7 protein-coding genes and 1 tRNA gene are annotated in these 12,995 nt (G+C 35.9%); 5 read left to right on the top strand and 3 right to left on the bottom strand.

Annotation, left to right across the window (positions count from 1 at the left end):
- The first annotated feature begins 1,019 nt into the window (after window positions 1-1,019).
- The 4 genes from ACFINE_RS08475 to ACFINE_RS08460 all read left to right on the top strand — a co-directional run bounded on the left by ACFINE_RS08475 (window position 1,020) and on the right by ACFINE_RS08460 (window position 6,991).
- Window positions 1,020-2,216, top strand: a complete 1,197-nt coding sequence (locus ACFINE_RS08475) for a multidrug effflux MFS transporter (protein WP_375621720.1) — start codon at window positions 1,020-1,022, stop codon at window positions 2,214-2,216.
- A 261-nt stretch (window positions 2,217-2,477) separates the two neighbouring features.
- Window positions 2,478-3,209, top strand: a complete 732-nt coding sequence (locus ACFINE_RS08470; RefSeq protein WP_375621719.1) for an alpha/beta fold hydrolase — start codon at window positions 2,478-2,480, stop codon at window positions 3,207-3,209.
- Window positions 3,206-5,380, top strand: coding sequence for an isocitrate/isopropylmalate family dehydrogenase (locus tag ACFINE_RS08465; RefSeq protein ID WP_375621718.1), 2,175 nt, complete (start codon window positions 3,206-3,208; stop codon window positions 5,378-5,380). The genes ACFINE_RS08470 and ACFINE_RS08465 overlap by 4 nt, the downstream gene beginning before the upstream one ends.
- A gap of 846 nt (window positions 5,381-6,226) precedes the next feature.
- Window positions 6,227-6,991, top strand: coding sequence for an N-acetylmuramoyl-L-alanine amidase (locus tag ACFINE_RS08460; protein WP_375612480.1), 765 nt, complete (start codon window positions 6,227-6,229; stop codon window positions 6,989-6,991).
- Window positions 6,992-8,229: 1,238 nt separating this feature from the next.
- Here the strand turns inward: ACFINE_RS08460 and ACFINE_RS08455 are convergent.
- Window positions 8,230-9,426: a porin gene (locus ACFINE_RS08455; RefSeq protein WP_375621717.1), complete on the bottom strand. Its 1,197-nt coding sequence runs from the start codon at window positions 9,424-9,426 to the stop codon at window positions 8,230-8,232.
- A gap of 317 nt (window positions 9,427-9,743) precedes the next feature.
- Between ACFINE_RS08455 and ACFINE_RS08450 the strand changes: the two genes are divergently transcribed.
- A tRNA-Ser gene (locus tag ACFINE_RS08450) sits at window positions 9,744-9,834 on the top strand.
- A 601-nt stretch (window positions 9,835-10,435) separates the two neighbouring features.
- Here ACFINE_RS08450 and ACFINE_RS08445 read toward each other — a convergent pair.
- Window positions 10,436-11,656, bottom strand: a complete 1,221-nt coding sequence (locus tag ACFINE_RS08445; RefSeq protein WP_375621716.1) for an MFS transporter — start codon at window positions 11,654-11,656, stop codon at window positions 10,436-10,438.
- Window positions 11,653-12,126 carry a hypothetical protein gene (locus ACFINE_RS08440; RefSeq protein WP_375621715.1) on the bottom strand — a complete coding sequence of 158 codons (474 nt, stop codon included), beginning with the start codon at window positions 12,124-12,126 and terminating at the stop codon, window positions 11,653-11,655. The genes ACFINE_RS08445 and ACFINE_RS08440 overlap by 4 nt, the downstream gene beginning before the upstream one ends.
- Between the last annotated feature and the right edge of the window lie 869 nt (window positions 12,127-12,995).

The raw sequence follows: 12,995 nt of genomic DNA, 5'->3' as shown, positions 1-12,995 counted from the left end.
ATATGCTGGAGATACAATGCCTTTTTGCTAATTATGTTCCAAAAGGGATATAGAGCAGCTAAAAAGGAATAGGAAAATACTTTAAACAAATGTTTGTTATGAGAAGTAAAATGTGGCTATACAATCCAAAAGACCTCACTTATGTCTGAAAAAAAAGCGGGCTATCCGTATACTATTATCATATTATCATCGAATTTCTCATGAGAGAGAATAATTTAAAAAAACTGGATACTATCGTTTATTGGTTTCTAGCTTATAAAGTAGGGGGTATATCTGCTTATTTTTATAAAAGTGTTACTGTTTTTATGGGAAGAATATTTATAAAATGAGATTAGAAGGCGCATTTGAAGATAAAAATAAATATCAGTAATGTTCAATTCATAGTGTTATAAAAGATCATGGATTAAGTTAAATAAAAAGCTTATTGAATTGTTATGACATCATATTTGTTAATATGTTACACGATAATTTTTTGATATTTATCTTAGATGAAGAGTTTTATGAAATGAGTAAGATATATTTGGTTGTGAGTTGGTTTGCAGAGAAAGCATTATATTTTATGGTATAGGGGATAGATCAAGATTTTTTACACAATTATTTGTGTTGATAGGGGCTTCAAGCTATTGTTGTGTTATGCGCCGTGTTTATACCATAGTGATTTTGGGGTAGAGACGTTAGAGATTGTTTTTCTGCTTTGCGTTTTGTCGATCAACTTTGATGGATATTGTATAGAAAGTGGGACTGTTGCCGTGGAGAGAGATTATGCTTTTGCTTATAATATCAATGAAAAAAGCAGCGGAAGATTACGGCAAAGTATTTGTACAGGAGAGCTTAGTTAGGGAATAACTTTTTAGCTCGTGAAGTTTGTAAAATAAAATGCTTTCTATAAGAAAAATAATATTTTTATAAAGTAAAATAATAACACTTTTAATAATTATTATTTGCATATATAAGCATAAAATATAATTATATTTAATTAAATACTATTTAATAACTACCTAAAAAGTGTGATTTTCTTTATGACTCATAAATATAACTTGCTATTTATTATACTTATCGTATGTTTATCGACGGGAGGATTGATTTCTACCGATATTTTTTTACCGGCACTGGGCGATATGCGTCAATATTATCAAGTGACACAATCTCAAATTCAAAGTGCAGTGGCGGTTTTTTTGTTGGCATTGGCACTTGGACAGCTCATTTATGGTCCGCTGAGTGATAATTTTGGGCGTAAAAAAACACTTCTATTGGGCTTATTCTTGTGGTTATTTACGACACTTGGTGTGATTTATACGGTTCATATTCACGCTTTTCTTGTGTTACGTTTTTTGCAAGGTCTTGGTGCTTGTGCGGGACTTGTCTTAAGTCGTGCAATTATCAATGATTTGTTGGATAAAAAAGCGGCTGGAAAACTTTATTTGATTGTTTTCCCTTTTATTGGAATGTCGCCAGCACTTGCACCTTTCATTGGTGGACTTTTGATACAAGCTTTTCATTGGCAGGCAACTTTTATCTTTTTAAGCTTTTTTATATTTTTGACCATTTTGCTATGTTGTTTTGTGCTAAGCGAAACTCTACCCCCTCAAAAACGGCAGCATTTTTCTCCTGTAGGATTGATGAAGGCATATTTAGGCGTTTTCAGAAACAAACAATTTATTTTTTATGCACTTATTCCGTGTTTTTCTTACGCTGCCTATTTTGCTTATATTGTGGAGTCGCCTTTTTTACTCACGACTTTGGGGTTATCGCCGATACACATTAGTTATAGCTATATTGGTGTCTCGTTTCCCTATATTTTGGGAAATCTTTTGGCGCGATGGTTTTTTGAACGCGAGTCTATGGAAAAAACTGTGGGGAGAGGGTACATTATTTTTGTGATAGGTGGTGTGCTGTTTGCTTTGCAAATGTATCTAAGCCCATGGCCCCTTGTGACAAGTTTTATGGCTATTGCTGTTCTTACTTTTGGCAATGGTTTTTTATTGCCGTTAGGAACAGCGTTGGCTATTTCATCGCATCCGAAAGCTGCGGGAGCGGCTTCTGGTGTTATGGGATCTTTGCAATTAGGAAGTGCGGCACTCAGTGCAGCGGTTATCGGAAAAATCTCTGGTCATAGCCCACGGGCTATGGCAACTTTGTTAGCTGTGTGTTGTATGATTGGTTTTATCATTTATATTCAAAAAGCGCGTCATTTTATGACTTCAGAAATAAGCTGAGTAAATGATAAAAAGAAAGCATTATGCGGAAATGCTTTTGATGTTTTACACAAATGGGGCACCTGTACATTAGATGAATTTTTTTTATTAAGTTGCTGGATTGAGTGGGTTTAAAATTTGTTACAAGCTTAGTTTGAGTTTAACAAATCGATTATTATGGGGGGAGAATATGAGCCTAGAGTTTCAACATATTTTCATTATATTGGGTGGGAAAATTTCTGGCTCTAATGCATGTTTAAAAATAAGGGGAGGAATTGATCAATGAGCCTTCCTATTATTATTCTTTCTCCTGTAATGCCAATTTGGGATGGTGGTGTTTTTTGTTCTCCATTGACAAAGCTATGTTCAACAAAAGGATTCCCTGTCACTCTGCTGGATACGCTTTCTCTTTTTCCTAAGGGTTCTCATGTTCTCAATTATTCTGCTGTAGACATTTTATCTTTTATGGCAGAAAAACTTAAAAGCTATTTTAAAGAGCCCGCAGTGCTTGTGGGATTTTCTATGGCTGGAACATTGGTACAAATATTGGCAGCCCAGCTTCCCAATGTTCAAGCTGTGCTTGCTGTGAATGCGCCTGGCTATCCAGATAAGGTTTTGCAACGGCGCCTTGGAGATATTCTTGCCTCCTTAGAAAATAATGATTTATCGGGGGCTTTGGAAATACTCAATGGTTTTATGCATCCTTCTGGCGTTATGAAAAAAAGAGTTTTATTGGAGATTCCCGATAAACAAAAAAGCTTGGCAATTGAACGCATGACAAGAGGCTTTAAACTCTTATTAGAAATAGATGCTAGAGATGAGATAGTTAAGTATAAGGGGAAGTTTTTAGCTTTAGTGGGAGAAAAGTCGCAACTTGCAACGGTAAATAATCAGACGAAAAGTCATAATCTGAACCATGAATATAAGATTATCTCTGGTGCTGGTACGCGTTTGTGGGAGGATAATCCTACTATGACGGATGCAGTTATTGATGAGTGGCTGGAGGGATTATGAAAAAGAAAGTTCTTGTATTACCTGGTGATGGGATAGGACCAGAGGTTTGTGATGCTGCGTTGATGGTTTTAGAGCAATTCCAATTGCCGATTGAATTGACTTATGGTGATATTGGTTTTGAATGTTGGAAACAGGAAGGAGCTTCTGTTCCTCAAGCGACTTGGCAAAAAATTACTCAGAGTGATGCTATTTTACTTGGTACTGTGACCAGTAAAGGAAAAGAAGCGGCTTTAAAAGAACTTGCTCCGCATTTAAAAGAGAAAAACCTTGCCTATGTTTCTCCCGCACTTCAAATTCGCCAAAAGTTAGGTTTGTTTGCGAATATACGTCCTGTAAGATACATCTTTGGTCCGAGAAAACCTTTTCATTTTTGTGTTATCAGAGAAAATAGTGAAGGCCTTTATGCTGGATTGGATTTTCGGGGTATTTCTCCTGAAACAGCCGTTTGGCTAAAACATCCAAATTTGACAAAATATGGGCTTGAGGAAGCTGCGTGGACAGTCCGTTTGCAGACACGCTTTGGTTTAGAGCGGTTATTTGAATACGCTTTTTCTTATGCAAGGAAATATAGCTTTAGGCGAGTTACTTTTGCTGATAAGCCCAATGTTATGCGAGAAAGTGGTCAGTTTGCTCAGGAAATTTTTGAGAAAATTGCGCAAAACTATCCGGAAATTGAAGCAGATATTCATAATGTTGATGCGGTTGCTTTGTGGATTGCAACCAAGCCAGAGCGGTTTGGTGTGATTGTTGCTGAAAATATGTTTGGCAATATTCTTTCTGATCTTGGCTCTGGGATAATGGGGGGATTGGGGCTTGCATCTCATGCGAATGTGGGGAGCGAGATTGCTTATTTTGAACCTGTTCATGGAAGCGTACCACGTATTGCTGGACAAAATAAAGCAAATCCTTCTGCGATGCTTTATACCACGGCTTTACTCTTAGAGCACTTAGGCTTTAAAGATGCAGCAAAACAACTGTCTGAGAGTGTTGATCAGGTTATTCGTGCTGGAAAAACCGTTACCTATGATCTTGGAGGTATAGCCTCTACCCGTCAAATGGCTGAAGCTGTTCGCAATTCTCTTATGAATTCTGTCTTTGTTCATCGTGCTGCCATTATTACCATTGGTGATGAACTCCTTTCAGGACAATATTTGAATACGAATTTACAAGATTTAAGCCAAAGCTTGAACAAGAGAAATATTCAAGTCACACGTCATTTTGTTTGTGCTGATCAATTACAGCAAATCAGTGAGACTGTTGTTTCTTGTCTTGGACAAGAAGATCTTATCATTATCAGTGGGGGATTGGGACCAACATCAGATGATAAAACACGCGATGGAGTTGCTCAAGCTGTAAAGCAGCCTTTGGTACATCATGAAGATGTTTGGCAAACAATAAAAGGTCAATTACAACGATTAGGGATTTTGGTGGATAAGAGTAATGCACGTCAAGCATTGTTTCCTGAGACAGCAACTGTGCTTGATAATCCTACAGGCACAGCACCAGGGTTTTATCTCTCTTGCGATGGAAGTACACTTGTTGTTTTGCCTGGTCCACCATCACAGGCTTTTGTGCTTTTAGAGAATTATTTAGAACACAACGAGAAGAAATATTTTTCTGTATCGCGTGCGGAGTATGCATGGACTTTGATTGGAATTGATGAAAGTACTATTGCGCAGTGGGTTGATGATCATCTTGAAAATGAACCCTTTGAACGGCATTTTTTATGGAAAAGCCCCTATGTTTTGGTGCAACTGGTTGCTCAATCAGAAGCGCTCTTGGAACAATATTTCGTGGAAGCATTTGAAAATCATTTTCACCCCTATTTAGTTGGGGCAGAAGTTACTACTGCTTGTAAACAATTAGCGATGCATGCAGAGGTTCATTGGTCTGCCAATGATCCGCTGCTTTTAAAATATTTTCAGCCCATAGAAAAAGGTAAACAAGATATTCCACTGCTTGAGGTTGAAGTGAGCCTAGAGCCTTCTTTGGAGACATTAGAAAATCAAGCAGAAAGCCTTGGACATGCTACCATAACTATACGGATGAAAGGTTATGGTGAGGATTATATTACTTTTCCCTATACGCGACCACTTTTAGGTGTCGTCTTACAAGAATATGCAGCTTGGGCTGTCTTAAAAAGATATTTGAAAACGGAGAAGAAAAAATGAAACTCTATGGGGATGTAACAATATTGCTTAAATTATTAAACGTTCTATTATAGGAAGTATTTTGATCCTTTTCTTCAGTGGTTTTTGTCTATAGGGTAATTTTTCTTTTGATGTGTCATTAAATGACTTTGATTGATTCAAGATTAAGAAAAACTTTACGATATTAGGCTCGCTATATTCAATATTTATAATGATTAATTATGATTATAAATCAAGATGTTATCTTTCATGGAGCTGATGACAAGGAATCCAGAGACGTCATGTACCGCAAGCGTTGTAGATAATTAAGATTCTTTGTAAATCAAAAAGTGATGGTGTGAAAAGACAAGAAGTCGTGTCATTTACAGGAAAGCTTTGCAAATTTTATTGAACAATATGTCCGTGAAGAGTTTATTGCGAACATGTGCCGTTCTGTTATCTGATAATAAATTGCTGTAAAGAGCTCATAAAATTTTTCCTTTAAGTTTTTGTGTGATTGCATGATCGTTGGGTGTTCACTTCCGAGGGGTGAGATTTTTCAATTTGATAACAGGAAGAACTATTTTTTCTGTAAGACGTGAAGATTTAAGGAGTGATCATTTTACGCTTTTGTTTTCTTTTTGATTGGTAATTTGTAGGAATTTTTTTGGGGAAAATATTTAATGTGGTTAAAAACATTTTATGCGTGTGTGGGAGAAAAATAAAAATGTGGTCTTAATTGTTGATAAGAGTGTCAATATTTTTGATGAACAAATTTTAGTCGTAATTCTTAGTATCTAGATGGGAAGTTTATTGCATTTTTTAACAGTTCGTATTCTATCTGTTGTGATGCGCAGTGGTTTTTTAAGCAAAAAAGAAAGGGCTTTTATGTATCAGATTGATTACAACAGTTATCGTTCTGTCAAAAGTTTTAGTCGTCGCGTTCATTTTCTCGTTATGCATTATACGGCTATTGATTTTAAAGCCTCGATTATGGCGCTTACAGGAGAAAAGGTTAGTGCACACTATCTTGTTCCTGATCCTTCAGAGCAGACATATCGTGAGGCAGGCTTTAAGGATATGCGTATTTTTAATCTGGTTGATGAAAATGAGCGTGCATGGCATGCGGGTGTGAGTTCATGGGCTGGGCATAGTCATCTCAATGATGCATCTATCGGGATTGAAATCGTTAATTTAGCGACTTATCATGATGGGACGGGTATGTTTCCTCCTTATAATCCAATACAAATTGATGCTGTTAAGGAACTTGCCTTGAATATTTTTCAACGGTATCCTGATATTATGCCAACAGATGTTGTGGGACATAGTGATATTGCCATTGGAAGAAAAAGTGATCCAGGAGCAGCTTTTCCATGGAGAGAACTTTATAGCGCAGGTATAGGAGCATGGTATGATGATGAACTAAAAAGTCATTATCAAGAGCAATTCTCTAAGAATTTGCCACCCAAAGAAGATGTTTTGGCGAAGCTAAAATGTTATGGATATGACATTTCTGCTGCGTGTACCCAAACAGGATACAAAGATTTGATCCGAGCATTTCAACTTCATTTTCGTCAAGAAAATTATGATGGGATTCTAGATGTTGAAACAGCAGCAATTCTTTATGCATTGGTTGATAAGTATTTTCCGTGAATTCAATGCGTTTTAATTGAAAATATGGCTTATGATTACGTGTAAGCCTTTTTATTATCAGGAAAGGCTGCTTTTTGCCAATTGGCTTTATGTAAAAAGGGCATTAATCGTGTAAAAAATCCCCTGTACGGTATAAGGCGTTTTATGGAAACATAACTCTGAAAGCTCTATGATTTGCAGAGATTAAATTTTACTGTTTCTTTTCTTCCTTTAAAAACGCGTAAAGTCAAGATGTTGCGTATATCATGGCATGTTCCTTACGCAGGGTAAAACGCTTCAAATAAAATGGATTTGTATTGTATATTTCCATGCTTGTTTTAAAGAAATGTCTTTTAGTGTGTATCACAACATATATTTTACAGCGACGTTCATAGAGAATATAATCTAAAATCCTCTATGAAGTGTATCCTCATTTTTATGCTTAATAAAAGTGCCTAGCATTATCGTACATTTTGTCAGATCTCAATGTTACGACAACCCTTGGAATTTAAAACGATTCATAAAAGGATTTTCTTTACTCGTTTTTATTCACACGGCTCTCTCCGCTTGTCGTGTACAAGTGACAGGTTTTGGTTGATTGAAACATGAAAAATAAAAAATTATGATTATAAATCAATGTGATGTAGGTTCAGGAAAAATAGGGGTATTTACAGATTGCTCCTGATAGGAGGCTCTATTCTTTAGAAGGGGAAGAGGTCAATTCATTTTTTGAAGATATATCGCTTTTCTCTTTTATTGCTTTAGGGAATATTTGCATCGTTTTGACAGCATGTTTCTTGATGATTAAGTTTTTTAATGAAGCCGTGTTATAAAACATTGTGTTTTATAGTGTTGATAGAAGACACATTCAGGCATATCAAAAACACAATGATGTCTTGTTTTTTCAATAGTTTATCTGTTCAGTGTAGAATTTATTTGAGAAGATCATGACCTAAATTAACAAAGGTTAGAAGTAAATTACCAAGAAAGACCAATTTGGTCATAAAGCAAAGGGGTTATTCATGCTTTAAAGGGCAAGGAAGAGATTGTGTTTGAAGTAATGTGTAAACGCCCGTGTGAGGTGCTCTTATCAAGCATATCAGGTTAATCTTCTAAGAGTAGTTTTATGAAACTAAGGCGGTTTTTTTTCGAGAGACAAGACAATACGTATCAGGAAAAGATATTCATGATATTTGATTTCAAAAATAAAAACTGGCAAACCATGTTGCCAGTTTTTAAAAGCTGTAGCTTAAATAGGATTAGAATGAACGCTGTAAACGGATCATACCTTGAAAAGCACTTTTCTTATTGAATAAATGTTTTTCATTATTATTTTTATCCGTCACAACGCGATCATCATTCCAATTAACATAGGTTAATTCAGGTGTAATCACAAATCCTGGAACCAGCGTGTATGTAATATTTACAGAAGTTGCAAAGGTTTTTACAGCACTATAAGAAACTTGAGCATTCAAATTTGCTTTTGGAGTAAGCTTGTAAGTGGCACCCGCCCAAGCAGCCCATTTACCACCCCAGTTTGCATAAATTGTTGTGCTTTTTCGTGATAACTCATCATTTGCATTTACTGTGTAGTAATCAAGGCCATTTTTATAGCCAGCCATTACCCATAGATTGAAACGATCGTTGACATTGAAATCTGCACGTACTTTTCCAGCCCACTTTTTGTAGTAAGTATCATATGCTGCAACTGCTGAAAAACCACCCCATTTTTGCATGAACTTTATACCCAAAACCACATTCGGGGTGTAATTTTTAATGGCTTTACTTGGAAGAGTACCCTCAGTGATAGAAACAAGCTTATCATCTTTATCAATGTAGTATCCTGTTATTCCTGGAAGAGAATCTGCAATATTGCCTAATTCAGCGCCGATAATAGCAGAAAAGCCGGAATCACCATTAAAGGTGTAGGAAATAAAATTAGTGCGTGTTGTGCCGGCAGGCGCTATGCTGTCATCATTGAGAACATTTCCATAACCACCAGTCCAACTGTTGAAAATTGTATCATCAAGACCTACGCGAAAACCACCCAGTTCAATGTAAGCTGCTGCAAGCCTTGCACCAGCTTTATCATTACCATCACCCCAGCTTGAATAAATTCTTGCATATGAACGAAGTGTTCCCATTTCTGTTTCAGAAGCTGCTTGAAAAACAAGGGTGAGCCGTGATGATGCGCCATAGGTTTTTCTTTTGTCTCTTAGTTCAGTTTCGGTTGTTGCATCGATATTATCACCGCCTATAAAATCAGTACGAACATTTCCTGATAAACGCATGCAGGTTTCTGTTCCAGGGATATAAAAATATCCTTTTCCATAGGCATCACAAACGCGAATATATTCTACAGGCTCAGGTTCGGCGATAACTGTTGAAGCAGCATGTGCTCCAGAAATTGCTAAAAAAGCTGCTGTAGAGCTTAAAAAGAGGGATTTAATATTCATATGGGATCTCCGAGGTCCGGTTAAATTTCTTCTAAAGAGTACCATTTGCCTAACGCATTAAGGACAAAGACATAAGTAAAATACGCAGCACTTGTTATCTTAGCTATAACTAATCTTTTTAGAGTTTCAAATATGAAATTACCTTTTTGTAATATATACATGTACTATTCGAAATGCTGTGGTAAAAAAGACACAATTTTTGTTTTATTAACTTTTGCTCCTTATGGGATCAATAAAGGAAAAAAAATTTCAGATATTTGGGAAAAAAATCGAAAATGTCTTGAACTTTCTGTTGATACCATTTATGCCTCTCTGTTGGAGAGGTGGCCGAGTGGTCGAAGGCGCTCCCCTGCTAAGGGAGTAGGGCTCAAAAGGCTCTCGAGAGTTCGAATCTCTTCCTCTCCGCCATCTATTGTTATAAAAGCAGTTGACTGTGTATCGGAATTCTGTTTATCCCGTTGGGATTATGCCTCTCATATAAAAAGCATGTTCTAAACACAAATATACTTGTATTGCCGATTTATGCGCTTGTTTTAAAGAGATATCTTTGCAATGTGTATAAGCCCATTTTGCGACGCTGCCTCGTAAATGGTATAAAACACAAAAGTTTCTGTGAGACATATAAAGCCTTATAAAGCCACATCATTTGTATACTTATGAAGATGCAAAGAGGCATATTATATATCTGCTTATATATCTGCCTTCCTGTTGTTATAGATTTTGACTATGAGAGTTCATAAAAGGCATTTTTCCTTTCTAAATCGTTTTTATTTATACGGCTTTCTTTGCTTATGATGTGCAAGCAAATGATTTTGATTGTTTCAACCATAAAGCAGATTTGAAAAGAAAGAATCTTACAATATTCGCGTTTGGTATATTATCATTATAAATCAACGTGTTGCTTTATATTTGCATTGTGTATTGAAAGTTGGATGTGGCAATGCTCTCAAAAAAGTTATAGATTTCTTTTAGAAGAAAACATTGTGGGTGAAATGTTATGGTTTTCCTCTCATAGAGACTTTTGAGAGTGTTTCATCCATCTCATGACAACCAAACCACACATGAAAAAAGTAATGGTCGGTAATATTAGGTAGTAAGATGGAGAAACTTTTGCAGGAAGAAAAGAAATAATACTCAATACTGTAATTGAAAATATTCTTCCGCTAAAAGAGACAGCACCAACAACACCGGAAATATGCTGCGTTTGTTTTTGGTTAAGTTCTGAGAAAAATAAGCTTTTTGCACCGATCGGTACAGTGCAAATAAATCCATGGATTAAAGAGAAGGCGATGACTGATGCAGCCGTTTGATGGCTATGAACTGAAAAATAGAGCGCTATGCACATCAGCGCAGAAAAGAAGGAAAAATATTTTATAGAATTCTTATATTTTTTATCAAGAACATGATACTTAGACATCAGCAAATTTGAAAAATATTGTGCTGAAAAGGCTCCAATATGGCAGCACATCAAGACGAGCATTTGCGAACCGTTGAGGTGATGAATTTTTCCCCCTAAAAGTATTATTGGTTGCCAGAAATGATAAATAATCTGAATACCAGCGCTAAAAAGGCACATGAGGAAAATAAACCATGCTCCTCCTACTGTATTTTGAAATATCCAGAGCGTTTCCTTGGCATTGTGCAAGATTGTTTTTGTTTTGGACGTTTCAATTGTCGTTTTCTTTTCTTCAGGAACAATAAGGAATATCAAAAAAATAAATCCCATCATGAGGCATGAGATGATATATCCCATAAAATATCGTCCAGAGTAATAGATCGTTCCAATTCCTATAATCCCACTGAGAATACTTCCAAAAGAGTTAACCTGGTGGTAGAGATGAGCATAATGCGAAAAGTGATCCTGTTTATCGCCTAGAGAATGGTAAATCCATCCGTCAATGGCGCTGACAATGATGCAAATGCCTGCTGCATAGAGAATTTGCGCAATAATAAGTGCTGTCATATTGGGAGCTTGAAGGCATAGAAGATAAAATACTCCTGTCATAAAGACCCCAGCCATAACGGAATATTTACGCCGATATCTGTCAGATAAAACAGCGCAGGGAAAATCAAGCAGCAGAATGGTGGTGGAAAAGACAACCTGAAGCAGAGCTAATTGCGCCAGATTCACTCCCATGGACATTAAAAAAATCGCATGGTAAACGCCGATCAGCATGCGGACAGCATTATAGGAGCCATAGGTGAGAGCAAGGGTGCGTGCTCTGTTCATTGTGTTGTTCCATAGATTGTACAATAAGAATTTTCATTGAAAAGAATATTTTTCTGTGAAAAGGTAGCGGTTTCATATCCCCATTCAGGGATTAGTGGAAAGAAGGCTTCCATAACCATCCCAAAATTTAAAAGGTCCCTTAGTCCATATGGGACTTCAAAGCGTATTAATGAGAGCAAATGATGCAATTTTAAAGTGATTATGAGGAGCAACATAAGCCTCATAAATGAGATTGTCATCTTTTGAGGGGAGTTGCTTGTGGGACTGTTGCTTTCATAGCAATCATTTTGTCTAGATCTGTAAAATGATCCTAGGACGGCAAGATCATTGACATAATTAGAACTTATAGAGGCTTGTTTATTTTTTATACACCATTTACTGATCCATTCTCTTTGCTGATCAGCTGAAATAGCACAAATGATCCATAAATCGGTTTTTGGTAATTTTTTGATATCTTTTTTTATAGTCATCAACATTTGTAATCTCCCCCTTTCTTTCTGACTGTTTCTCCGTATCACTTTACGTCTAAAAAAGTTTTTTTCAGAATTCATCTTTACTTTATTTATTAAAAATTTATTAAAAAGATTGTCTCGCAAGGTGCTTTTTAATCACGTCATTACGATTAAGAATTAAATTTCTGATATAAGAGGAAGGGTGCATGATACATTGTGACTAAATACATAAATCCCTCCGTATCCTGAAATGACGATTTCCTTTTGCAAAACAGTATCTTGAATGGAAGCTCGATAACCGTTACGTTGATTATGGAAATGATACCCTAAAAGAGTGCTTATGAGTGCTTGAAGATATTCTTTAGATATTACAGATAGGACAAGAAAATAGTTTAAAAAAATCAAACGTGGGATAAAAGCTTTCATCTTATGATGGGTAATGGTGAATTTTAAACTTCATCTACTGTTTTTTTGAGCTACTGTGCTGTAAGAAAGATCAAACTCCCCCAATTCATGTCTCTAATTTAGATCATTGATCATAAAACATTATATACTGTCTTTTCAAATTATAACTTTACTCATTGCTTGTCTTCACTGATTAAATCAACATTTCTCTAAAAATGCCGCTTGAGAAAAATGCATCCTATCAGTTTAATATTCTATGATCTTTTAATTAATTTAAAGAAGATAACATAAAATATACGATAAAAAATGAATAAATTTCAATTTTTATAAAAAAACAAACTTTTTACTGTTGCTGATAAAAAACAAAGCTATATTAAAAGTAGCCTTTATACCCTTCAATATCATTGATTTTTGGTTGTTACCGGATGAAGGCTCCTTTGTTTTGGAAAGAGCGGAGCAGAATTTAAGAGCAGAATGGGCGC

It is taken from the genome of Bartonella sp. AA97HXZ, from assembly GCF_042196985.1.
Taxonomy (GTDB): domain Bacteria; phylum Pseudomonadota; class Alphaproteobacteria; order Rhizobiales; family Rhizobiaceae; genus Bartonella.
This window is presented reverse-complemented; position numbering and strand designations above follow the sequence as displayed.